This is a genomic window from Halomonas sp. ALS9 (assembly GCF_001651035.1).
Taxonomy (GTDB): Bacteria; Pseudomonadota; Gammaproteobacteria; order Pseudomonadales; family Halomonadaceae; genus Vreelandella.
In genome coordinates this window covers 306,050-330,062 of sequence record NZ_LXRG01000192.1, presented here as the reverse complement: position 1 = coordinate 330,062, position 24,013 = coordinate 306,050, and the positions used below count along the sequence as shown (strand labels likewise).

Below are 24,013 nucleotides of genomic sequence, written 5' to 3'. Positions count from 1 at the left end.
CGTGAGCCGTAAACCTCTGCAGCAGGCGCCAACCCTGGTACTGCTACACGGCCTACTGGGAAACTGCCACGATTGGGCGGAGGTCATCGCTGGCTTGGAAGGCATCCACTGCCTCGCGCTGGATTTACCCGGTCACGGCCAGAATCACCAGCTACAAGTAAGCTCTTTTGAAGAATGTCACCACTGGCTTAGCGATACGCTGATAAGCCACGGTGTGAGCTGTTACTGCCTGCTGGGCTACTCCCTGGGCGGGCGTTTGGCGCTGTACCATGCCAGCCGAAAACCGCCGGGGCTGGAAGCGCTCTGGCTGGAAAGTGCCCACCCGGGGCTGCCAGCCAGTGAGCGCTCTGCACGCATTGCCCATGATGAAAAGTGGGCCAAACGCTTTGAGCAGGAGCCGCTGAAAGACGTACTTATCGATTGGTATCAGCAGCCGGTGTTTGCTGATCTCTCTGAGGCTCAGCGCAGTCAGCAGATTCATCGTCGATTAGCTAATCACGGGCCAGCTATCGCCAAGATGCTGCGGTCAACGTCCTTGGGGCATCAGCCCTCGCTATGGAATTGGCTGGAAAACACCTCGCTACCGATCAGCTATTTTTCAGGCCAGCGGGACGCCAAATTCCACACCTTAGCGACCCACCTAACAACGATGGCCCCGCGCCTGCGCCATATCGCGCTAAGTGGGGGCCACAATCTTCATACTGAGCAACCAGAGGCGTTCTCACAGCAGCTTAACGCTTGGTTTGGCACTGATAGCTGACGGTTCAATCAGTTGATCAGCATTAACCAAGGCAGGCCAATCACCAGCCACACCACCAAGAACAGCAGCCCGAAGATCGCTCCTAGCCGCCAAAATAGTGCGCTGGGTAGGTAGCCACTGCCGTAGTAAACCGGGCTTGGCCCAGTGCCGTAGGGGGTGAGAATGCCCATAAAGCCGAGGGTGGGGAGCAGCAGCAGAATAAACATCTGCATATCCAGCCCGGCAATGCCTGACGCCGCCGCCAGAATCACCGGCAGCAGGGCGGTCACGTGGGCTGTCACGCTGGCAAAGAAGTAGTGCAATAGATAGAAGATAACCACCAGCGCCACCATCGCCATCAGCGGGTCAAAGTGGCTTATCTGCCCGCCCACCACATTGCCAAACCATGTCACAAATCCCACTAGGCTAAGCCCGCCCGCGAGCGCGACTAGGGTGGCAAACCATACAAAGGTGTTCCAGGCGGCCCGGTTATCAAGAATATCGTTCCAAGTCACCATACCCGTTAGCAGCATGCCGCAGATGACGATTAACCCCACCAGTGAGGCAGAGATAATGTCACTCGCAAAAATCCACAGCAGCAGAGCCGAAACGACCATGATGACCAGCACTATTTCATTGCGAGTCAGAGCGCCCAGCTTGGTTAATTCCTGCCCAGCCCAGTCGGAAATTTCGTGACCCGCCTTCACTTCTGGTGCGCATAGCCAATAGCTTAATAGTGGCACTAGCAGCAGCAACAAAATGCCCACCGGCGCTACCGCCATAAACCACTGCCCCCAGTTGATCTCTATGCCGGTTGCACTTTCGGTTAATGCAATAGCCAGTAAGTTGGGAGCCAGCGCGGTCAAAAATAGCGAACTGGTCACACAGGTAGAGGCAAGCGCTGTCCACATCAAGTAGCTGCCCATGCGTTTCATGCTGGGGTCGTTGGGCAGTGAGTCGTAAAGCGGCGGCAGGTTGCGAATGACAGGATAGATCGTGCCCCCGCTGCGGGCAGTGTTGGAGGGCGTAAAAGGCGCCAAAATACCATCGGCAATCATCACCGCATAGCCAAGGGTCAAAGTACGTTTGCCCATGGTTTTGACCAGCCAGAGGGAAATACGCCTCCCTAAGCCGGTTTTTTCATACCCCAGGGCAAACATAAAAGCACCAAAAATCAGCCAGACGGTGGAGTTGGTAAAGCCCGACACTGCCCATGAAAAGGCTTGGTTGGCGGCGTTAAATCCGTCAGCCGCTAGCTGTTCCGGGGAGAACAGCACCCAGGGGGAAAGCAACGCCACCAGCGTCACGCCGATCAAACCCACCACCGCACCCGGCAAGGGTTCAAGGATTAAGCCCACCACGACGCCCAGAAAAATAGCGAAGAAGTACCAGGCATGGGGCGCAAGACCAGAGGGCGTGGGTAACAGTGCAATGATAATAGCGACGGCTAATGGGGCTAGCAGTTTCCATCGCGATGAGGGTTGAGCATTAGTCGTCATGCAGCACCTCTCTTAAGCCTGTTAGGGCTATGTTTATTGCTTGGCAGATAGCTTTCTGCCCAGCAATGAGTGGCTTGAAGAGTAGGTGGTGCGGGCCTAGGTAAATAGCAATATTCACTCGATTTCTAACTTGCTTGACGTGCGTCAATAGTTCTTTCGACTAATGAGAAGCGCCTGCCAAGGGCGTGGTAAGTTCGAATAATGAAAGGGCACCGAAGAGTGTCGCTATCACCACCTTTGACTTGGCTAACGGAAGGAAGCGTCATGCAGCAGCGAGATTTCGATATCGTGATTGTCGGTGGTGGTGGCGCAGGCTTACGCGCTGCCATTGGTGCTGCAGAGCACGCCAAAGAGCACAACACCCCGCAACGCATTGCGCTTCTGTCCAAGGTGTACCCGATGCGCTCGCATACCGTGGCGGCGGAAGGCGGTGCGGCGGCGGTGACCAGCGAAGAAGACTCCCACCAGGCGCATTTTGACGACACGGTGTCCGGCGGTGACTGGCTGGTTGAGCAGGGAGTCGCCGACTACTTTGTCCACCACGCCTATCAAGAACTGGTGCAGATGGAGCGTTGGGGCTGTCCCTGGAGCCGCAAGGATGACGGCCAGGTGCAGGTGCGCCGCTTTGGCGGCATGAAAACCGCCCGCACCTGGTTCGCGGCCGACAAAACCGGCTTCCATATGCTCCACACCCTGTTTCAGACCTCAATGAAATACCCCGAGATCGAACGCTTTGACGAGTATTTCGTGCTCGATCTGGCGGTACACGAAGGTGCCGTGATTGGTGTGATTGCGCTGCAGATCGCCACCGGCGAATTAACCCTGCTACGCGCTAAAGCGGTAGTGCTGGCCACCGGCGGCGCGGGGCGTTTGTTCCGCTTTAATACCAATGCGGGCATTGTCACTGGCGACGGCATGGCGATGGCCTATCGTCACGGTGTGGCGCTGCGGGATATGGAATTTGTTCAGTATCACCCTACAGGCCTGCCCGGCTCCGGCATTTTGATTACCGAAGCGTGTCGGGGTGAAGGCGGCATTTTGCTTAATAAAGATGGCTACCGGTATCTTCAAGATTACGGCCTTGGCCCGGAAACGCCGCTGGGCAAGCCGGTAAACAAATATATGGAGCTGGGCCCGCGGGACAAGCTCTCACAGGCCTTCTGGCAAGAGCAGCAGGCGGGCCGCACCGGCAAGTTTGGCGATAGCGATGTGGTCTATCTCGATCTGCGCCACTTGGGTGAGAAGACCATTCTCGAGCGCCTGCCGTTTATCTGCGAACTGGCCAAAGCCTATATCAACGTCGACCCGGTGAAAGAACCCATCCCCATTCGCCCGGCGGTTCATTACACCATGGGCGGTATTGAAACTAACCCCCAGTGTGAAACTTCCATTGCCGGGCTTTATGCCGCCGGGGAGTGCGCTTCGGTGGGCCTTCACGGCGCTAATCGACTTGGCTCAAACTCGCTAACCGAGCTATTGGTGTTTGGCCGCTTGGCCGGTGAACAGGCAAGCAAGCGTGCAGCGCAAACTGAGTGGGCCGATGAGCGCCTGCTGGAAGCCCAGGGCGATCGCCAGCAAGCCAAGCTGCTGCGGCTATGCGATGGCACCGGCAGCGGGGAAAACTGGGTAGCGCTTAAGCATGCCATGGTGCAGGCCATGGAGAGCGGCTGCGGAATTTATCGCACCGAAGAGGGCATGCGCCATTCGCTGGAGACCATGCGTCAGCTACGTGCCCGCTTCAAACAGGTGCGTGTTAACGATACCAGCAAGATATTTAACACCGAGCTACTTGAGTGTTTGGAGCTGGAGTGTGGCCTGGATATAGCCGAAGCCTCTTGTTTGGGCGCGCTTGAACGGCGTGAATCCCGCGGTGCCCACCAGCGCTTGGATGAAGGTATGCAAAAACGCGATGACGTTAACTTCCTCAAACACAGCCAGGTGTTCTACCAAGGTGATGGCCATGCCGAGCTGCACTGGCAGGATGTCGATGTGCAATTCTCCGCCCCGGCTGAGCGAGCCTATGGCGATGCGGGCAAGGGGGTAAAAGCATGAGTACCGAACAGATCACTACCAAGCAGATCAATACCAAGCACATCAGCGTCAAACGCTACCTGCCGGACAGCTCGGCTGAACCCTACTGGCAGGCGTACGACCTGCCCGTGGATGACAGCACTTCGCTGCTGGATGCCCTCAACCATATCAAGGAAGAGCTCGATAGTACTCTGAGCTACCGCTGGTCTTGCCGCATGGCGATCTGCGGCTCCTGCGGGGTCATGGTCAATGGCATTCCTAAGCTGGGCTGTAAAACCTTCCTGCGCGATTACGAGGGCGATATTCGTATTGAGCCGCTGGCCCACTTCCCGGTGCAACGGGATCTGGTGGTGGATATGGAGATCTTCCTGGAACACCTGGCGGCGGTGAAGCCCTACCTTATTGACGATAATCCGGTAAAAGCGTTTGATCCCAACGCGCCGGAAACCTACCGCCAAACGCCCGAACAGTTGGAGCGCTACAAACAGTTCGCTAACTGCATTAACTGCGGTCTCTGCTACTCCGCCTGCCCGCAGTTTGGCCTTAATCAAGAGTTCCTCGGCCCGGCAGCGCTTACGCTTGCCCACCGTTATAACTTAGACAGCCGCGACCACGGCAAAAAACAGCGTATGGCCGAGCTGAACCGCCATGAGGGGGTGTGGAGCTGCACCTTTGTGGGCTTCTGCTCGAAGGTGTGCCCCAAACACGTTGACCCCGCCGCTGCGGTAAATCAGGGCAAGGTCGAGGCGGCCAAGCACACGCTTATTGCGTTGTTTAAAGGGTAGGAGGCGTGCCGTGCGGCAGGTTTCCGCGAGGGCGCTGTGAACCCATCCATGGGCGCTACTTTCGCCATCCATGGCGAAAGACCCTCGCTACAACCTGCCCCACTCACCGGTATCGGATATCCGTAACAAACTGAAATAGCACTGTTAGAAAAGGTGTAGGAGATAAGGTATGGATAAATCATCATCGCAACGCCTGCCACCGCTTAAACGCAACTGGTGGCTTAAACACCGCTTTTTTAAGCTCTATATGCTGCGCGAAGCCACGGTGCTGCCGCTGGTGTTTTTCACGCTGTGTTTACTGGCCGGTATGGTGGCGCTTCTTCAAGGGGCGGAGAGCTGGCAGGGGTGGGTCGCCTTTATGGGTTCGCCCATCGTATTGCTGCTGAACCTTGTCGCATTGGCTGCCAGCTTGTTCCACGCCGCTACCTTCTTTGTGTTGTTCCCGCGGGTGATGCCGCTGCGTATCGCCGGGCATAGCCTGCCCGATCAAGTTATTGTCGCTGGGCAGTGGGCGGGTGTGGTGGCGGTTGCACTGCTGTTTTTCTGGCTACTGGGGAGGGTGTAGGCATGAGCATTAGTAAACATGGTGCACAGCATAAACAAGCCTTTGATGAACCGCTTTGGTGGGGGCTGTTTAGTGCAGGCGGCGTCTGTTTCGCCGTTTTACTGCCCGCCGTGATTCTGTTTATCGCCGTTTTACTGCCCCTGGGCCTGCTGCCCGCCGAAGCACTGAGCTATGAGCGGGCATCCGCGCTGCTATTTAGCGTGCCGGGCTTTCTGTTTATCGGAGCGGTGGTCTGCTTGCCGTTGTTCCACGCCGCCCACCGCTTACGCCATGGGCTGTTTGATATCAGCGTGGGCAATGACGCCACCAATAAAAAGCTGATGTATGGCGGTGCCGCGCTGCTAAGCCTTCTAGCGTTAGGCTTAGTCTTAGCAGGTATGCTGGGTTAAACGACGCGTGGTAATCACTATCCCTGACAGATAAAAAAAGAGATTGTCATGATTAACGGACTCACTGAAACAGAACTCTATGCGCCGGTAGAGTGGCAGGATCGCTCAGATGGCTACCAGGATATTTTGTATCACACCACTGCCGATGGCATTGCGCGGATTACCATCAACCGCCCCGAAGTGCGCAACGCCTTTCGCCCGCTAACCGTGAGCGAAATGGCTCAAGCGCTTAACCGCGCCCGCCACGACAGTGCTATTGGTGCCATTATTCTCACCGGTGCCGGCGATAAAGCCTTCTGTTCTGGCGGTGATCAGCGCATCCGTGGTGACTATGGCGGCTACCAGGATGAAGAGGGCGCCCATCACCTCAACGTGCTGGATTTTCAGCGCGATATTCGCACCTGCCCTAAGCCAGTAGTGGCGATGGTGGCGGGCTACGCTATCGGCGGTGGTCATGTGCTGCATATGATGTGCGACCTGACTATCGCGGCCGATAACGCGGTTTTTGGCCAGACAGGCCCCAAGGTCGGCTCCTTCGATGGCGGTTACGGCGCTTCGTATATGGCGCGTATTGTGGGCCAAAAAAAGGCCCGGGAGATCTGGTTTCTATGCCGCCAGTACAGCGCTGCACAGGCACTTGATATGGGCCTGGTCAACCACGTAGTACCGCTCGAAGAGCTAGAGAAAGAGAGTGTGCGCTGGTGCCGCGAGATGCTGCAGCACAGCCCCATGGCGCTACGCTGCCTAAAAGCCGCGCTTAATGCCGACTGCGACGGCCAGGCCGGGCTTCAAGAGCTGGCGGGCAACGCTACCATGCTCTATTACATGACCGAAGAGGGGCAGGAGGGGCGCAACGCCTTTAACGAAAAGCGCCGCCCGGATTTTTCCCGCTACCCGCGTAATCCGTAATGAAGCTGGCGCTTTACCGCTACTCACTAGCGTTTCGCCAGCCGCTGATGTTTAAAGGCAATCGGCTGGCGAACAGGGAAGGGCTGTTGGTGTGCATCAATGGCCAGTGGGGCGAGATAGCTCCGCTGCCCGGCTTCTCAACCGAAACCCTTGCTGATGTGGAAGCTGAAACCCTGGCCTGCCTTGAAACTATGCAGCATGGTGAGAAAGTAACGCCAACGTTGCCGTCGGTGCAGTTTGGGTTCGACTGCGCCCAGCGCCAATGGCCTGCCAACCTTCCCGCGCCTTTGCCGCCCTATCCACTGCTCCAAGGCGCGCCCAGGGAATTGATGCTCGTGCTTGATAATGTCGTGAACGGTTGGGGGGCTTTGCCTCCGTCTCGGCTCAAGCTCAAGGTGGCGCGCTACACCATGGCAGAGGAGCTGGCGCTGATTAACCAGCTCGCCATTCGGCTGCCCTCGACTAAGCTGATTCTGGATGCCAACGGCGGCTGGACACGGGAAGAAGCCCAGCGGTTCTGCACGCGTCTCCCCCTCAAACAGATCGACTACCTGGAAGAGCCCTGCGCTGCCTTTGCCGATACTATCGCCGTGGCGGAGGCAACGGGGGTATCCATCGCCCTGGATGAAACGCTATCGCGCCAGAAAGAGTGGCACTATCACCCGCAGCTTAAAGCCCTGGTGATCAAACCCACTTTGATAGGCTCGCTAAGTGCCTGCGAAGCACTCGTTCAGCGAGCCCGTGAGCGCGACTTGCAGGTAGTGATCTCTTCCAGTTTTGAATCTGATCTAGGCCTTGAGTTGCTTGCTCGGTTGGCCTGTGAGTGGGCGCCTGATGAGCCGCCGGGGCTGGATACTGGCCATTGGCTTAGCGAACGCGTGACCACTGCCGCGGGCGAAGTGATGACAGAAAACTTGCACTGTCTCTCTAAAATGGAAAATTCAGCGTGATAGACACCTGCCCCATCCACTACTGGGCCAAAGAGACCCCCGAGCATATTGCGGTAGAGGCGGGGTCGGTACGTCTTAGCTACCGGACGTTCAATCGGTGGGTGGCGTCTTTAGCGCAGCAGCTTGCGCGGGAAGGTTTTGTGCCCGGTGATCGCTTAGTGGTGCCCGCCAAAGGTTCGCTTGAATCCTTACTGTTGGCGTGGGCCTGCCTGCGGGCAGGGGTTATTTTTTGTCCGCTGAATCCTGTGTTCCCTATTGGCCAGCAGCTCAGTCTAGCCAAGCGTTTGCAGGCTGGGCGGGTTTGCCAAACGGAAAGCGACCACCATTATCCTGCCGAACTCACACCGGTTAGCCTCGATTTTTTGGCGGAAGGCGATGTGACAGAGCCACCGGTGCTGGATGGCAATCAGCTGTGCAATACGATTTTTACCTCCGGCTCCAGTGGCACGCCCAAGGCGGTGCTACACCGCGTGGGCAATCACTTGGCGTCTGCTCGCGGCTCGGCGTCGTTTATCCCGGTTGATCAGAACAGTGGCTGGCTGCTGTCGCTGCCGCTGTTTCATATCGGCGGCTACGCCATTCCATTTCGGGTATTTCTTGCCGGAGGACGGGTGATCCTCGACGAGGCTCCCCATACGCTGGCGGAGCGTCTTGAGCAGCAGGCGATTAGCCATCTTTCTCTGGTGCCCACTCAGCTTTGGCGGCTGTTGAAAGCAGGCTTTACGCCCAAGCGCACTCAGCTCCGCGAGCTACTGTTGGGCGGCGCAGCGATCCCAGCGCCGCTGGTGACGCAGATGACATTGCTAGGGCTAACGCCGAAAGTTAGCTATGGGCTATCGGAAATGGCTAGCCAGGTCTGTACTGGTATTCCCACCGCACCGGGTGTGGTCGGAAAACCGCTGCCGGGCCGTGAGGCGAGGGTGGTCGATGGCGAAATTCAGGTGCGTGGCGAGACCCTGTTCTGTGGCTATTTAAACAATGGCAACCTAGACCCAGCGCTGAATGAAGAGAGTTGGTTTGCCACCCGAGATAAGGGACACTTCAACGCGGACGGGGCGCTGGTGGTGGAAGGGCGGCTCGATAATGGCTTTATCTCTGGTGGCGAAAATATTCAGCCAGAAACTATCGAGCAGCGCTTAGTCGACCACCCCAGCATTGCCCAAGCGCTAGTGGTAGCAATGCCCCACCCCGAATGGGGCGAGCGCCCGGTGGCGTTTATCGATTGGCACGGCGAGGCCGTATCGGAACAAGCGATAAATGCCTGGGTACGCGAAGCACTGCCTGGCTTTATGGTGCCCGACGCTTGGCTTGCCTGGCCGCCAGGGGTGGGCTTTAAACCCTCCCGCAAGCAGTTTGCTGAGCTGGCGCGGGAGCAGTTGGTCAATAAGTAGCTAACACATGTGGTTATGCCATCCCCGGCGGTGTTAGTGGTGGCAAATAGCGCTCCAGCAATTGGGCAGCATGCAGCACTTTTAGATCTTGGTATTTGCCTGCCACAAGGTGTAGCCCCACTGGCAGCCCCTGGTTATCCAGCCCGCAAGGCAGCGATGCGGCGGGCTGTTGTGTAAGGTTGAAGGGGTAGCTAAACGGCGTCCAGTCCATCCAATCGCGGTAGGTTCCATCCGGCGGCACGTTGTGGCCAGCGGCAAAGGGTGCAATGGGCATCGCAGGCGTGACCAGCAAATCATAGCGCTTATGAAACGCCGCCATCTGCGCCGTTAATTCGCTGCTCTCACGCCGGGCGGCGAGGTAGGCGGAAAGCGATACATCCTGCCCACGTCTGGCAATATCCAGAAATCCTGGGTCGAGCGCTGCCTGCTGCTGTTCGTTGAGTTTTTCGAGCGCTTGGGTAGCACCCGCAAACCAGAGGGTATTAAAGGTTTTAATTGGATCGCTAAAGCCAGGATCCACGCGTTCTACGGTCGCGCCCAGTGCTTCTAAATGGGCAACGGCCTCCTCAACCCGCTGGGCAATATCCGGGGCGACCTCTATATAACCGAGGTTAGCGCTAAAGGCGATGCGCCAGACGCGTAGATCAGCAGGGGGCGGGGTAAGCCAGTCAGGGCCGAGTGGATTGCCGGAGTAGCCATCCCGGGCATCGGGCTGTGCCATCACGCTAAGCATTAGCGCACTGTCGGCGGCGGTGCGGGTCATTGGGCCCAGATGAGAGAGCGTACTCATGGCGCTGGCGGGCCATTGGGGCACCCAGCCAAAGGTGGGCTTAATGCCAAAGGTGCCGGTGAAACTGCATGGAATGCGGATTGAACCGCCCGCGTCGCTGCCCTGATGAAGCAAACCCAAATTGAGCGCTGCTGCCGCGCCTGCGCCGCCGGATGACCCCCCTGGTGTGAGTTTAGTGTTCCAAGGGTTGCGAGTAATGCCGTGCAGCGGGTTATCGGTGACGCCTTTCCAGCCAAACTCCGGTGAAGTGGTTTTGCCAATCACGATGGCCCCGGCGTTGCGCAGGTGGCGGCTGATCGGGGCGTCTACCTCCCAAGGGCCATCTGCCGAGGTGGTGGTTGACCCTAGGCGCGTAGGCAAACCTTTGGTTAAGGTCAGGTCTTTAATGGTAATGGGTATGCCATCCAGCGGGCCGCAGGGCGTGCCTGCCTGCCAGCGTTTAGCCGACTCCGCGGCTAGGCGCCGAGCCTCTACATCATTAACGCAGGTAAATGCATTGACCTTGGGGTTATCGCGCTCAATCCGCGCCAAGCAGTCATCAATTAGCGTTTCCGGCGAGAGCGACCCCTCGCCGAAACGAGCCAATGCGCCGACGGCCGTTAGTGTTTCAAAGGAGTCGGCCATGATTATTCACCATCCTCAACACCGGCTGCTTCAAGCATGGCGTGTAGTAGCACGTTACAGCCAGCGTGAACGTGCTCCGGTGTGGCGCTCTCAATTTCGTTGTGGCTAATGCCATCCTTGCAGGGAATAAAGATCATCGCGGCGGGAGCCACGCGGCCGACAAACATCGCATCGTGGCCAGCGCCGCTGATGATATCCATATGCGAGAGATTGAGTTTCGCGGCTCCCTGACGTACGGCGTCAACACACGCTTCATTGAAGTGTTCAGGTGCAAAATCTGCGGTGGGAGTTAGCTCGTACTCTAACCCGTGACGTTGGCAGATTTCTTCAACGGCGGCGGCCACGGCCTGGCCCATTGCGATAAGGGCTTCAGGTTCCCAGTGGCGCATATCCAGTGTCATTTTGACTTGGCCAGGGATCACGTTGCGCGAACCAGGGTGTAGGGTCAGACAGCCCACCGTGCCGCGCCCGTGGGGCTGATGATCAAAGGCAATACGGTTTAGCGCCTGGGTGACTTCTGCTGCGCCCATCAGGGCATCGCGACGCAGATTCATCGGGGTAGGGCCTGCATGGGCTTCCAGCCCGGTCAGGGTTAAATCGAACCACTTCTGGCCCAAACCACCGATGACCACGCCGATAGTGGTGTCGGTGTCTTCCAGAATAGGGCCTTGCTCGATATGGGGTTCAAAGAAGGCTTTTATCTCGCTAGGCGAGACCGTATCGCTGCCGCGGTAGTGAATGGCATCCAGGGCATCGCTGACCGTGACGCCATCGGCGTCGGTGCGCGCTAGCATGGCGTCAAATTCCAACACACCACTAAATACCCCGGAACCCATCATGCAAGGAGGGAAGCGGCAGCCCTCTTCATTGGTCCAGGCGACGACTTCGATGGGGGATTGCGTCGTAATGTTGTGCTGGTTAAGGGTGCGAATGACTTCCAGGCCGGAGAGCACGCCGAAACAGCCGTCATACTTGCCGCCGGTTGGCTGACTGTCCAAGTGGCTGCCCGCCATGACCGTTTTGGCGTTGGGGTCACTGCCTTCCCGGCGGGCAAAGATATTGCCGATATTATCAATTCGAATCGTGCAGCCCTCGGCGCGACACCACTGAATAAACAAGTCGCGGCCCTGGCGTTCTAAATCGGTAAGCGCTTGACGGTTGACCCCGCCTTTGGGAGTGGCGCCCAGTTTGGCCATCTCCATCAGCGACTCCCATAGGCGGTCGCTGTCGGTTCTTAGGTCGGTGATATCATTGGTTGGTGTAACGTAGGTGTTCATTTCACTCTCCTCGCAAGATTAGACGGACGCATTTTCCGTCGGTAAGTCGTGTAGCTTGGAACGGTGATTCTGAAGGTTGGGCGATTCGTTGCTGATCAGCATCTGTTCAGCCATTTCCGCTTCCAGCGCGGCCATATGATGCTCGGCATCGGCCATATGCTCGGCCATTACCTGACGCACCCGTTGGGCATCTTCAGCGCGGTAAGCCTCTATCAACTGTCGGTGATAGTCCTGATTGGCGTGATCGAATTGCTTACGCTCGGGCACGTATGCTTTTTTGATCACTACCAAATCACGCAGCATGTCGTTTAAAAACTGGCACATAAACGCGAGTAACGGGTTAGGGCAGGCACGGGCCAGCAGTTGGTGAAACTCCAGCTCTAAAAAGCGCTGGTGGCGATGATCCTCCTCGCCCCCGCAGCACGCACAGGCCGATATATTGGCTTCCAACTGCTGGAAGTCGTGCTCGGTGAGCCTTCCCACCACCGACGCCGCAAGCTCTACTTCCAATAGCTTGCGCAACTGATATACCTGCTTGCCATTTAGTTGCTGGAAATGCAGAAAGTTGCGCAGCATGCGGCTGGCGGGCTCCATGCCTGGCTGGTTGATCACCGCGCCACCTTTAGGCCCGGTTTTTAAAGTGATAAGCCCCTCAACCTCAAGGATCTTGAGCGCTTCTCGCACCGTCGCCTTGGCACTACCGTAAAGCTCCATCAGCGCTTTTTCGTTCGGCAGGCGATCGCCTTCCCCTAATGACTCGGCGGCAATCCAGCGCTTGATATCGTCGCTGATCAGCTCCGCGAGTTTGGGTCTACGCCTTGAGGCTGAACCAGTGGTTGAAACTGTTTTTGTAACAGGGGCTTGCGTCATCAACACACTCCTTATCTGTGGTTAGCGCTGCTGGTAACGTCTTGGGTATAGGCGGGCAAACGTTCAGGGTGGTACTCAGCATCGTAGTCGTAGCGTGCCTGGGTAAACCTTTCCACTACTGCTGTATCGCGACGGTGCAACGCATGGCTTAGGCCAACAAAGAGCACGGCATTCAGCAATAGCCCCCAAATACCTGCATGGTAACCAAAGGGGGCGCTTAGCGGGCCAAAGGTCATTAATAGCACGCAGGCAACGCCAGCCCATAACCCGGCGAGCGCAGCGGTAGGGTGGGCCTTTTTCCAGGTGATGGCACCGATGGTGGGAATCACCAGCTGTGCGGTGCCCGCCAGTGCAGCAATACCAATGGTGACCAGTACACCGGGTACGGTAAGCGCCATGATATAAGCCGCCAGAGAGAAGCCCACCAGCGATAGACGACCGATATAAACAATACGTGCCTGGCTTGCTTCACGGTTCACATAGCGTTTGTAGATATCCATCGTGACCACGGTGGATACCGCGTGAATCTGCGAGTTAGCCGTGGACATCGCGGCCGAAGCGCCTGCTGCCATAATCAACGAGGCAAGCAGGTAAGGGGCATACTCCATCAACATGATGGGCAGGATTTGATCGGCATTCTCTACATTGGGCTCAAGTAGCACGCCGGAGTAGCCAGACAGCACCGATCCCACATAAGCAAAGGCGGCCAAGCCCAGCAAAAAAGGCATTAAGTTAAACAGCTTGCCGTGTTTGACCGAGTACATGCGCAGCCAGATTTGCGGGCCCATAAAGGCGCCAATAGCGGTAATGGCAAACAGCGAGAACCACATGGGGTAGCCCATCGTGCCGTTAGGCCCAGGCATGGTGAGGTGGTCAGGAGAGGTCTGATGAAGCTGGCTAAAGAGGGCGGTTGGCCCACCTACCTGGTTGGAAATGTAGTAGCCCGCGTAAAGCATGCCGAAGAATAGCAGTGCGCCGTAAATAACGTCGGTCCAGGCAATGGCGCGGATGCCGCCAATCCAAACGTAGATAATAATGATGAAGTAGAACAGCAGCGCGGCGAGCCAGAAAGGAATCAAACCACCGGAGGCGACTTCGATTAAATAGGCGCCGCCAGTGAGCTGAATTTGCAAATAAGGCACGGTGAAAATCAGCGTAATAGCGGCAACGGTAATGCGTAGCGCCTCGCTATTATAGAAGTCGCCAATTAAATCCGAAGGCGTTAAATAATTGAATCGCTTGCCTAAAAACCAAACCCGCTTGCCGATCCAGTAATACATAAAGCCAAACAGCAGGTTCCAGGCTAACGCAGTAAGAAACACCGGCCCATTGGTATAAAAGGTCGCGTTGGAACCGAGGAACGCAAAGGCACTCCACCAGGTTGCCGCCACGGTGAAAAACACCGCGATACTGCCCATGGCGCGCCCCTGAACGAAAAAGTCTTCGCTGGTTTCTTGCGATTGACGCGCCGATAAAATCCCCACCATCAAGGGGATAATCATAAAGGCCGCAATAATTAATAAACTACCGGTCATGGTTAATCCCCTAGCTATGGCTGTTTATTGGTGTGAGCAGTTGTCGGTACGGGGCTGCCCCAATTGGTGAAGTAGGCCACCAAAAACAGCGCCGTTATCACAAACCACCAAAACAAGTTCCACACCAACAGAAAGGGGATACCCATCACCATGGGCTCTATGCGGTTAGCTAGCATAATGAGGGGACTTTCCAGCATAAAAAAACTGAAAAGCATGCCGCCATAAATCGACAGCTTTAGCGGGGTTAAATATTTCATAGCGAGTTAGCCCTTTATTTACGTTGAACTGTTTGTGTTGAATTTGTGAGCAGTATTTCCAGCGTGCGGTGACGAATCACATCGCTTGTTGAAGCAACGTAATCGGTGCCGAGTACTGTTTGGGCGTGTTCCACTGATTTGTTGTATTTATTCGTATAAATATAATGATTAGGTGCTTTTTTAACCGGCGTCAAGGTTAAGATATCTTCAACGCGGCTCTATTACGTATGGATTCCCTAACGTGAACAAAAGAAGAGGGTAATTTTATAAACGTGTTCAGTGGCGCATGCTGAGGCCATGCCACATACGATGGAGCTGGACACCATGTTTGGAATAAAAAGCAAAACACCCTCTGAAACCTCGCGTACCCCCTCAACAGATACGCCAGATAAGACGGCACTTAACCAGCACTACTGGATGCCGTTTAGCGCCAACCGCGATTTTCACGCCAACCCGCGTGTTATCACCGGGGCGGAAGGGCGCTACTACATTGATGACCAGGGTCGGAAGCTGTTTGATTCGCTGTCAGGCCTTTGGACCTGTGGCGCGGGCCACAACCGCGAAGAGATTCAAAAAGCCGTGGCGGCACAGCTCGGCACGCTCGACTTTGCCCCCGGTTTTCAGCTTGCTCATCCGCTGGCATTCAAACTGGCGGAAAAGGTCGCTAGCCTTACGCCTGCTGGGCTTGACCATGTGTTTTTCACCAACTCGGGTTCAGAAGCCGCCGATACCTCGGTCAAGATGGCCAAGGCCTACTGGCGGCTGAAAGGGAAACCTGAGAAGACCCGTATGATCGGCCGCGCCAAGGGCTATCACGGGGTGAATATTGGTGGCACTAGCCTGGGCGGTATCGGTGGCAACCGTAAACACTACGGTCAGTTGATGGATGTGACGCACCTTCCCCACACGCTTCAGTCGGGCCATGCCTTCACCCGTGGCCAAGCGGAAACCGGCGCCGAGCTTGCCGATGCGCTGCTCGATCAGATCGCGCTCCACGATGCCTCGACTATTGCGGCGGTGATTGTCGAGCCGATGTCAGGCTCTGCAGGCGTCATTGTGCCGCCAAAAGGCTACCTGGATCGCCTACGCGAGATCTGCACCGCCCACGATATTCTGCTGATTTTTGATGAAGTCATCACCGCCTTTGGTCGCAGTGGCGCGACTACCGGCGCCGAGGCTTTTGGCGTCACGCCGGATATCATGAACGTGGCCAAGCAGATCACCAACGGCGCCATCCCCATGGGCGCGGTGATTGCGTCCAGCGAGATTTTCGACACCTTTATGCACGCCGGTGGCCCCCAACACGCCGTGGAGTTCCCTCATGGCTACACCTACAGCGCCCATCCAGTGGCCTGTGCGGCAGGCTTGGCGGCGCTTGAGATGATGGAGCGTGAAAACTTCCCTGCACAGGTAAGCGCCATTGCACCCGCCTTTGAGAAAAAGCTGCATGCCCTGCAAGGCCGCAACCATATTGTTGATATTCGCAACTACGGCTTAGCTGGCGCTATTCAGCTAACGCCCCGGGACGGCGACCCCATTATCCGCCCAAGAGATGCCCATATGGCGCTCTGGGAGGCGGGCTTCTACGTGCGCTATGGCGGCGACACCCTGCAGTTTGGCCCTCCCTTTGGCACCACCGAGGCTGAGTTAGAGCGGCTGTTTGATGCGGTGGCGACCACCTTGGATTCGTTGGCATAAGTGCTGCGGGCATAAACTTCGTTGGCGAAAGCGACTGAACTAAATTTTAGAGAGTTTGAATATGAGTAATGTTTCCCACCTGATTAACGGTGAATTAGTCCAAAGCCAGCGCACGCTGGACGTAACCAACCCCTCAACGGGCAAAGTGATTCGCCAAGTAGCGGATGCCAATGCCGCCGATGTAGAGCGTGCGATTGCCGCTGCCCAGGCGGCTTTCCCCGCTTGGCGCGATACCCCGCCCGCCAAGCGCGCCCAGGTGATGTACCGCTTTAAGCAACTGCTCGAAGATAACGCTAACCGCCTGGTGCAACTGGTCAGCGAAGAGCATGGCAAAACCCCCGAAGACGCCATGGGTGAACTCAAGCGTGGCATCGAGAACGTTGAGTACGCCTGTGGCGTGCCGGAACTGCTCAAAGGCGAGTACTCTCACAACGTTGGGCCGGGCATTGATGCGTGGTCTAACTTTCAGCCGTTAGGCGTGGTGGCGGGCATTACCCCGTTTAACTTCCCCGCCATGGTGCCGCTGTGGATGTATCCCATGGCGATCGCCTGCGGTAATACCTTTATCCTCAAGCCTTCGGAGAAAGACCCTTCAGCGGCGATGGCGGTGGCAGAACTGCTGCAAGAAGCCGGGCTACCCAAAGGCGTGATGAATGTGGTTCATGGCGGGCGCGAGGCTGTGGAAACGCTGCTGGATGCCAAGGCCGTAAAAGCTATTTCCTTTGTGGGCTCAACCCCCGTAGCAGAAGCGATTTACTCGCGCGGTTCCGCCGCGGGCAAGCGCGTTCAGGCCTTGGGCGGGGCGAAGAACCACGCCGTCGTGCTGCCGGATGCTGACCTGGAGAACGCCGCCAATACGCTCATGGGCGCAGCATTTGGCAGTTGCGGCGAGCGCTGTATGGCGATCTCGGTGGCGGTTTGCGTTGGCGATGAAACGGCCAATCGCTTAGTCGAAACCATGCTGCCTAAAATCGCACAGTTAAAAGTTGGCCCTGGCACCAAAAAGGATCTGGATATGGGGCCGCTGGTGACGGCTGAGCATCGCGATAAAGTGCTCGGCTTCATCGAAGATGGCGTTAAAGCTGGCGCTAAGCTGGTAGCCGATGGCCGCGATCTACAGGTCGCTGGTTACGAGGAAGGTTACTTCGTCGGCGGCTGTCTGTTCGATAACGTCACCGCCGAGATGCGCATCTACCAGGAGGAGATCTTTGGCCCGGTACTCTGCGTGGTACGGGTTGGCAGCCTGGACGACGCCATGCAACTGATTAACGACCACGAATACGGCAATGGCACCTGCCTGTTCACTCGCGATGGCGAAGCCGCCCGCCGCTTTACCGATGGCGTTGAAGTGGGCATGGTCGGGGTCAATGTACCGCTGCCGGTACCGGTGGCCTACCACAGCTTTGGTGGCTGGAAGCGCTCGCTGTTTGGTGACCTTCACGCCTACGGCCCGGATTCAGTGCGTTTCTATACCCGCCGTAAAGCAGTTTCCCAGCGCTGGCCGTCAGTTAGCGAAGCGACCCGGGCAGAGTTCTCGTTCCCCGCCAATCAAAGTTGACGTTCCAGTGTAAATAGGACATCTTCTCAGCACCGTCGCCCTGCGACGGTGCTTTTTTTTAATGCCTATCTTCGATGTAAGGAACGAGCGCAGCGTGGCAAGAACCCAGGACGAAATTCGCCAGACCAACGTTAAGAAGATTCTCTTAGCCGCGGAGCAGCTATTTGCCGAAAAAGGCTACGCCGGTGCCTCCATGGGGGAAATCGCCCAGTTGGCCGATATTCCCAAGTCCAACGTGCACTATTACTTTTCGACCAAAAAAGCCTTGTACCAGGATGTGTTATTGGAGCTTTTAGAGGTCTGGAAGCAGGACGCGCTCTGCTTCGAGCTCTACGATGACCCCCGCGTGGTGCTCTCCACCTATATCCGCGCCAAGATGAATCACTCTCGCAATCGCGCTCATGGCTCAAAAATATGGGCAGCCGAGGTGATGCAAGGCGCCCCTATTCTGAAAGAGCGCCTACGCGACAATCTTTACGAATGGGCCAAGCTTAAAGAGTCGAAAATTCGCGAATGGGTCGAGTCGGGGCAGATCAATCCGGTGGAGCCTTCTTATCTCCTTTATATGATTTGGGCCTCCACCCAGCACTATGCCGACTTCGACTACCAAATCTACCTGCTCAACGACGACCAGCCGCTGGACGACCTGCAGTTCGAAAAAGCCGTACAGTCGGTGACCTCGGTGATTTTGCGCGGCATTGGGCTGACGGCTTGAGCAGCACTCAACGAGAAAGCTGTACCGACGTATCAAACTTATGCCGCTTACGCGACAGTAACGTGCGGAACTTGCGCAGGTTGTCATCGCCATACAAAACGCGATCGCAGAAACGGTCGTATTCATCCAAATCAGCCACCGTCACAATCAATACAAAGTCACACTCACCGGTCACTTGGTAACACTGCTTAACTTCCGGTGCGCTCAGTGCTGATTTTAAAAACCGCTGGTAGAGTGATTTGTTATCCCGCTCCATCGTCACCTCCACCACCATATGCAGGCACTGCCCAAGGGCGTCAGGATTGAGCAGTGCCACCTCCCGTTCGACGATCCCCGTGTCGCGCAACCGCTTAACCCGCTTTAAACAGGCAGAGGGAGAGAGCCCTATCTCATCCGCTAGCGCTTGATTGGTTAGGCTGGCGTCACGCTGTAGCTGGTCAAGGATTCGTCGATCAATGGCGTCCATGAAATAAAATGCTCTTCCTGTGCTTATAAAGAACGAATAGTGATTGTTAATGCAGTATTGAAAGGAAGATTCTGCATTGCCTCCTTTAGCATAACGATTATTCAGACGATGGCAATGGAGAGCTAGAGGCCTATGAGCATTTATCACCTATTGGAGGGCTTATGTAGCGTTCTCAAAGACGCGCTGCGTGTATACGTAACGCTACTCAAAATTCTGATTCCAGCGTTGCTCATCGTTAAAGGGTTAGAGTTGTTGGGTGTTGTCGATTGGTTGGGAACATTACTGGCCCCCTTAATGAACGTACTTGGCCTGCCTGAGCAGTTGGGCGTTGTATGGGCGGCGGCGCTCTTTACCAACTTGTACACTGCCATTGCAGTGTTTTTTCAAGTAGCCGGTGATATGTCCTTGAGTGTCGAGCAAGTAACGGTGTTAGGGGCGTTGATGCTGGTAGGACACTCTATTCCTGTGGAGGGAGCGGTTGCCAAGCGGGCGGGGGTGCCCTGGTGGGCCACGTTAGTCCTGCGTGTCGGTGGGGCTTTGCTGTTTGCTTGGTTGTTACACTATTTTTACTCAACGTTTGGTTTGCTGCAGGCACCGGTTGAGCTGATATGGCAGCCAAGCCTTTCATTGGAGCCAACGCTAAGCGATTGGGCCGTTGCTCAGCTTGAAACCTTAGCGCTTATTTTTGTGATTATTTTAGTGCTGATTGTGCTGTTAAAACTTCTGAGAAAACTTGGCCTGGAGCGGTGGATTCATCTTGTTTTACTGCCGCTACTCAAACTATTAGGCATTGGCCGTTCGGCCGCTAATGTGACGGTGATTGGTTTTACGTTGGGATTAAGTTATGGCGCCGGGCTGCTGATCCGAGACGTGCAAAATGGTGTGCTTAGCAAGCGCGATAGCACGCTTGCGCTGTGCTTTCTTGGCCTCTGCCATAGCGTTATAGAGGATACGCTGCTGATCTTAATGCTCGGGGCCGACGTGGTGGGCATCTTGTGGGCACGGTTGCTGTTTGCCGTTGTGGTTGTTGCGGTGATTGCCCGTTGGCCTGCAACCGAAGTGAGTAATAAATAGCCTTTACACCGGCTGCCGTAAACGCAAAATAGAGATGCCCAACCCAATAAAAGCACTACCCATCATACGATTAACCCACTTCACCCGTGAGGCACTGCTCAGCCAACGGGAGAGGTGTTTCGCGAGCCCGCCATAGATCATTAAAACGGCGAAGGAGAGCGCCATAAAGGTGCCCACCATAAGCGAAAACTGGGGGAGCAAGGCACGCTGTGTATCCAAAAACTGTGGAAACAGGGCGGTAAAGAACAGAATCGCTTTAGGGTTACTCACAGCTACCAGTGCGCCTTCACTAAAGGTGCGCCACCTAGGGGTTGGTTTAGCCGCGATAGTAGAGATTGCAAGAGAGGTTCGGCTACGCCACTGACGAATACCCAGATAGATCAAATAAGCCGCGCCGCCCAGTTTAAGCAGGCTAAACAACACCTCTGAGGCATTGAGTACTACGCCTAGCCCCAATACAGCCGCACTCGCCAGTATGAGTAAGCCTGTAATATTGCCCAGCGATGATAGCGCGACGCGCTTGGTACCGCCTGTAATGCCATTGCGTACTGCGACCAGAAACGCGGGGCCAGGGCTAGCAATACTGACCATGGCCACGGCAACAAAAAGCAGCCAAGTGGAAAGCAGCATGGGCGCATCTCCTGATGAGGTTGAAATGTCTCATTCCGTTAATCCTAATGGATAACCCCCGTGTCGACGACTCAAAGTTGCATTTTAGAGAGTCTGTGAATTAGCAAGCTGCTCTGCACGACTCTAATATCTCTTTTGGCAGTGGCTCTTCTTTCAGGCTGCGAGTACATCACACGCCTGGTTCTACAATGTCGGCATGCTCTCAAGTCCGCTTCGATTTGCTCGAGATCGTCAGCATTTCAGTGGGGAGCACCCAGTTTTGTAAGACATTCGCTATAGATTTTGTAAGACATTCGCCATTGGTTTTGTAAGATATCTCTTAAAAATCGATGACCGAATTGATTTTATTAGTGGATGCTGTAGTTTTTCTTCGCACTTAAGGGGCGTTGTCAAAAGTGCAAAGCCCTATCTAATCCGAGCTCAAAGCCTAAGCGGTAATTGGCGTCAGCTTAATACTACTGTTCGTAGAAGCGCCCTTTCTCATCAAGAATGAAAAGGGCGATCACTTATGGCGACATTCGGTATCGATGACGCTTGTATTTAGCCTTACTGGACTTCAGGCGCATGCCTCTATTTATTTCGATTATCACTACCTTTCCTACCGTGATTTTTACGGTACTCCTATGTGTGGCTGTTGTTTACTGGTTACTTTCGCTATCGGGGTTGGCCGATAGCGATGTCATAGAGGGTGATGTTGGCGATGGAAGTTCGCTGGCGTTGGGGGGCTTACTGGCAACGCTGGGTTTGCACGGCGTTCCTTTGCCATTGGTGATCACACTGGTGGCATTAACCGGCTGGCTGTTTAGCTACTTCGCTACGCTGCTCCTGGGAACGTACCTTAACCCAGGCTTGTTACTGTGGCTGTTTAATGGCGCTGTGCTGGTTCTAGGTTTTGTAGTTGCCACTATCGTAACTTCCTTACTAATTCGTCCTTTGCGGCCCCTCTTCCGCCCCGCTCAACACCTGCCAATTGAGCAGCGACTGACAGGCAAGCAATGCACTGTGCGCTCAGCAACGGTGACCAAAGAGAAAGGTCGCGCCGATGCGCATATCAATGGCGACCATCTTATTTTGCAAGTACGAAGTGACTCAACGCTGGTGCGTGGTGAGCGTGCCATCATCATTCAGTATCTGGTTAATGAAGACGCGTACTGGGTGATGTCTGAGAAAAATTTTGAAGCCGGCTTAGCCGATTAATTGCCTTAGTGCAGGAGATAAAGATGGATTTGTCGTGGATCATGCCACTACTGGTTAGTGTCTGTGTGCTTGTTATTGCACTGCTTGTAATACTGTCACTTTTTAAAGCCTTTTATCGGAAGATCGACCAAGGGCAGGCATTGATCGTCAATGACCTTTCCACGACTCCCAAGGTTTACTTTACCGGCGCTATGGTGCTGCCCGTGGTTCACCGTTCAGAGACGATGAAGATCTCTGTTATTACCCTTGAACTTAACCGGACGGGGAAAGAAGGGCTGATCTGTCGCGATAATTTGCGTGCTGATATCAGCGTGGCATTTTACTTACGGGTTAATGCCACCGCTGATGATGTCTTGCGCGTTGCTAAATCCGTTGGTGTTGGCCGTGCGTCAGATCGTGATGCCGTTAACGAGTTGTTTAACGCCAAATTTAGCGAAGCATTGAAGACCGTCGGTAAAAAAATGGACTTCATGCAACTCTTCGAAGAGCGTCAGCAGTTCCGTGATGCCATCGTTGAGACCATTGGCCAAGACCTGAATGGCTATATTCTCGAAGACGTTGCGATTGATTATTTAGAGCAAACGCCGAAAAGCTCACTGGATCCGAACAATATTCTGGATTCAGAGGGTATCAAATGTATCACTGAGATTACCGCTCGGCACAATGTTGAAACCAACCGCCTAGAGCGCGACCAAGAACTAGAAATTCAGCGTAAGAATGTCTCCGCTCGTGAAGCTGCGTTAGAGCTGGAGCGCACTCAGGCCGATGCCGAAGCGCGCCAACGTCGTGAAATCGAAAGCCTGCAGTCGCGTGAACAGTCCGAAGCTGAACAAGTGCTTCAGCAAGAGCGTGCGAAAAGCGAAGCCGCGCGGATTAAAACCGACGAAGAACTGGCGATTGCCGATGAGAACAAGCAGCGTCAGATTGAAATGGCCATTAAGGCTCGTGAGCGTGCGGTACAGATCGAAGAGGTGCGGATTCGTCAAGCCAAAGAGCTTGAGGACGTTACCCGTGAGCGCGCGGTAGAAATTGAACGAATCGGAATGGAAAAAGCGCTGGAAGAGGAGCGCAAAGAGATTGCCGAAATTACCAGCCAGCGTATTGCGGTTGAACGCAGCGTGGCGGAAGAAGAAGAGAATATTAACGATGTGCGCAACCGTGCTGAAGCAGAGCGCCAGAAGGTCACTCGCCTGACCGCCGCTCAAGCCGAAGCCGAAGAGCGCAAACTGAAAGAAGTGCGCGCGGCAGAAGCGGTGTTTGAGCGCTCCAAACTGGAGGCGGAAGAAGCGGTTATTCGCGCGCAAGCAGACCTGGATGCGGCAGAGAAGAAATCCGCTGCAGAAGAGAAGCAGGCGCGCGGTCATCAAGCCCTTGCCGCGGCAGATGGCTTAGCCGAAGCACAGGTACTGGAAGCACGTGCTCACGCCCAGCGTAGCGAAGGCTTTGCCCAGGCCGAAGTTAAAACGGCCAATGCGAAGGCCGATGAAGATGCTGGACTGGCGGAAGTGCGTATTCTTGAACAGCGCCTTGAAGCCGAGGCGATGGGCGAGGAGAAACTGGGTGCCGCAAAAGCGCAGGCCCGGGAAGCGATGGCCAAAGCCGAAGCCAATGGCTTGGTCGAGAAGCTGCGCGCTTACGACAATATGTCCGAAGAGGCTCGCCACTTCGAAGAGTTCCGCATGAACCTGGAAGTCCACGAGAAAGAAGTCATGGCGCAAATCGAAGCCCAGCGCATCGGTATGCTCGAAAATGGCAAAGTCATGGCTGCCGCGATGCACAATGCCAAGTTTGAACTGATTGGCGGCGATAGCGATGTGTTTGAAAAACTCACCGCCGGGCTAGGCTACGGTAAAGCGGTTCAAGGAGTGCTCGATAAATCGCCCGCGCTGCAAGCCACGCTGGCGGGCTTGGCGAGCCGTGCTATGAACCCAGGCAAGTCTTCCGAGTCTGCCTAAAGGCTGGGCGGCTCTCGAAGGGGAGAGCCGCCTCACCCTTACCGGTAGTCTCGTCCTAAGCAGCCGGTGACTTTTCGTACAAGCCCTAAGACCGCAACTGTTACCCCAT

At 55.5% G+C, this 24,013-nt stretch carries 22 protein-coding genes; 14 read left to right on the top strand and 8 right to left on the bottom strand.

Features of this window, described 5'->3' with window-relative positions; genetic code table 11:
* The first annotated feature begins 1 nt into the window (after window position 1).
* A complete protein-coding gene (gene menH, locus A6R74_RS15405; protein WP_064235361.1) occupies window positions 2–760 on the top strand; it encodes a 2-succinyl-6-hydroxy-2,4-cyclohexadiene-1-carboxylate synthase in 759 nt (252 codons plus the stop codon).
* 8 nt (window positions 761–768) lie between these two features.
* Here the strand turns inward: menH and A6R74_RS15400 are convergent, their stop codons facing one another.
* Entirely contained in the window at window positions 769–2,238 is a 1,470-nt protein-coding gene (locus A6R74_RS15400) for an anion permease (protein ID WP_064235360.1), read from the bottom strand.
* A gap of 264 nt (window positions 2,239–2,502) precedes the next feature.
* On the opposite strand from A6R74_RS15400, the gene frdA reads away from it, so the two are divergent.
* From frdA to A6R74_RS15365, 7 genes are all read left to right on the top strand, one after another.
* Entirely contained in the window at window positions 2,503–4,290 is a 1,788-nt protein-coding gene (frdA, locus tag A6R74_RS15395; RefSeq protein ID WP_064235359.1) for a fumarate reductase (quinol) flavoprotein subunit, read from the top strand.
* Window positions 4,287–5,054, top strand: a complete 768-nt coding sequence (locus tag A6R74_RS15390) for a succinate dehydrogenase/fumarate reductase iron-sulfur subunit (protein ID WP_064235358.1) — start codon at window positions 4,287–4,289, stop codon at window positions 5,052–5,054. The genes frdA and A6R74_RS15390 overlap by 4 nt, the downstream gene beginning before the upstream one ends.
* A 169-nt stretch (window positions 5,055–5,223) precedes the next feature.
* Window positions 5,224–5,619 carry a fumarate reductase subunit C gene (locus tag A6R74_RS15385; protein WP_064235357.1) on the top strand — a complete coding sequence of 132 codons (396 nt, stop codon included), beginning with the start codon at window positions 5,224–5,226 and terminating at the stop codon, window positions 5,617–5,619.
* A 2-nt stretch (window positions 5,620–5,621) separates the two neighbouring features.
* On the top strand, window positions 5,622–6,008 hold the full coding sequence (frdD, locus tag A6R74_RS15380) for a fumarate reductase subunit FrdD (RefSeq protein WP_064235356.1): 387 nt from the start codon (window positions 5,622–5,624) through the stop codon (window positions 6,006–6,008).
* 48 nt (window positions 6,009–6,056) lie between these two features.
* Window positions 6,057–6,917 (top strand): 1,4-dihydroxy-2-naphthoyl-CoA synthase, encoded by an 861-nt coding sequence (gene menB, locus A6R74_RS15375; protein ID WP_064235355.1) that lies wholly within the window; start codon window positions 6,057–6,059, stop codon window positions 6,915–6,917.
* On the top strand, window positions 6,917–7,867 hold the full coding sequence (gene menC / locus A6R74_RS15370; protein WP_064235354.1) for an o-succinylbenzoate synthase: 951 nt from the start codon (window positions 6,917–6,919) through the stop codon (window positions 7,865–7,867). Before menB ends, menC begins: the two co-directional genes overlap by 1 nt.
* Window positions 7,864–9,258, top strand: a complete 1,395-nt coding sequence (locus A6R74_RS15365) for an AMP-binding protein (RefSeq protein ID WP_064235353.1) — start codon at window positions 7,864–7,866, stop codon at window positions 9,256–9,258. Before menC ends, A6R74_RS15365 begins: the two co-directional genes overlap by 4 nt.
* A gap of 13 nt (window positions 9,259–9,271) precedes the next feature.
* On the opposite strand, the gene A6R74_RS15360 is transcribed toward A6R74_RS15365, so the two are convergent.
* Genes A6R74_RS15360 through A6R74_RS15340 form a run of 5 tightly spaced genes read right to left on the bottom strand, consistent with a single transcriptional unit; the run spans window position 9,272 to window position 14,611 of the window.
* Entirely contained in the window at window positions 9,272–10,672 is a 1,401-nt protein-coding gene (locus A6R74_RS15360; RefSeq protein WP_064235352.1) for an amidase, read from the bottom strand.
* 2 nt (window positions 10,673–10,674) lie between these two features.
* Complete coding sequence (locus tag A6R74_RS15355) at window positions 10,675–11,949, bottom strand: Zn-dependent hydrolase (RefSeq protein ID WP_064235351.1); 1,275 nt, start codon at window positions 11,947–11,949, stop codon at window positions 10,675–10,677.
* An 18-nt stretch (window positions 11,950–11,967) separates the two neighbouring features.
* Window positions 11,968–12,819: a FadR/GntR family transcriptional regulator gene (locus A6R74_RS15350; RefSeq protein WP_064235350.1), complete on the bottom strand. Its 852-nt coding sequence runs from the start codon at window positions 12,817–12,819 to the stop codon at window positions 11,968–11,970.
* An 11-nt stretch (window positions 12,820–12,830) separates the two neighbouring features.
* Window positions 12,831–14,354 (bottom strand): sodium:solute symporter family protein, encoded by a 1,524-nt coding sequence (locus A6R74_RS15345; protein ID WP_064235349.1) that lies wholly within the window; start codon window positions 14,352–14,354, stop codon window positions 12,831–12,833.
* Window positions 14,355–14,368: 14 nt separating this feature from the next.
* On the bottom strand, window positions 14,369–14,611 hold the full coding sequence (locus A6R74_RS15340) for a hypothetical protein (protein ID WP_064235348.1): 243 nt from the start codon (window positions 14,609–14,611) through the stop codon (window positions 14,369–14,371).
* Between the two features lie 324 nt (window positions 14,612–14,935).
* On the opposite strand from A6R74_RS15340, the gene A6R74_RS15335 reads away from it, so the two are divergent.
* The 3 genes from A6R74_RS15335 to A6R74_RS15325 all read left to right on the top strand — a co-directional run bounded on the left by A6R74_RS15335 (window position 14,936) and on the right by A6R74_RS15325 (window position 18,582).
* Window positions 14,936–16,309, top strand: coding sequence for an aspartate aminotransferase family protein (locus A6R74_RS15335; RefSeq protein WP_064235347.1), 1,374 nt, complete (start codon window positions 14,936–14,938; stop codon window positions 16,307–16,309).
* Between the two features lie 61 nt (window positions 16,310–16,370).
* On the top strand, window positions 16,371–17,867 hold the full coding sequence (locus tag A6R74_RS15330; protein ID WP_064235346.1) for a CoA-acylating methylmalonate-semialdehyde dehydrogenase: 1,497 nt from the start codon (window positions 16,371–16,373) through the stop codon (window positions 17,865–17,867).
* A 94-nt stretch (window positions 17,868–17,961) separates the two neighbouring features.
* A complete protein-coding gene (locus tag A6R74_RS15325; protein ID WP_035580959.1) occupies window positions 17,962–18,582 on the top strand; it encodes a TetR/AcrR family transcriptional regulator in 621 nt (206 codons plus the stop codon).
* Between the two features lie 7 nt (window positions 18,583–18,589).
* On the opposite strand, the gene A6R74_RS15320 is transcribed toward A6R74_RS15325, so the two are convergent.
* The gene (locus A6R74_RS15320; protein WP_064235345.1) at window positions 18,590–19,048 is read right to left on the bottom strand and encodes an Lrp/AsnC family transcriptional regulator; all 459 of its coding nucleotides are present in this window, start codon (window positions 19,046–19,048) and stop codon (window positions 18,590–18,592) included.
* A gap of 132 nt (window positions 19,049–19,180) precedes the next feature.
* Between A6R74_RS15320 and A6R74_RS15315 the strand changes: the two genes are divergently transcribed.
* Window positions 19,181–20,122, top strand: a complete 942-nt coding sequence (locus A6R74_RS15315) for a nucleoside recognition domain-containing protein (RefSeq protein WP_064235344.1) — start codon at window positions 19,181–19,183, stop codon at window positions 20,120–20,122.
* 3 nt (window positions 20,123–20,125) lie between these two features.
* Here A6R74_RS15315 and A6R74_RS15310 read toward each other — a convergent pair whose 3' ends face one another.
* Window positions 20,126–20,752 (bottom strand): LysE family translocator, encoded by a 627-nt coding sequence (locus A6R74_RS15310; protein WP_064235343.1) that lies wholly within the window; start codon window positions 20,750–20,752, stop codon window positions 20,126–20,128.
* 564 nt (window positions 20,753–21,316) lie between these two features.
* Between A6R74_RS15310 and A6R74_RS15305 the strand changes: the two genes are divergently transcribed.
* Complete coding sequence (locus A6R74_RS15305; RefSeq protein WP_064235342.1) at window positions 21,317–21,949, top strand: hypothetical protein; 633 nt, start codon at window positions 21,317–21,319, stop codon at window positions 21,947–21,949.
* Between the two features lie 23 nt (window positions 21,950–21,972).
* On the top strand, window positions 21,973–23,904 hold the full coding sequence (locus A6R74_RS15300; protein ID WP_064235341.1) for a hypothetical protein: 1,932 nt from the start codon (window positions 21,973–21,975) through the stop codon (window positions 23,902–23,904).
* The last annotated feature ends 109 nt before the right edge of the window (window positions 23,905–24,013 follow it).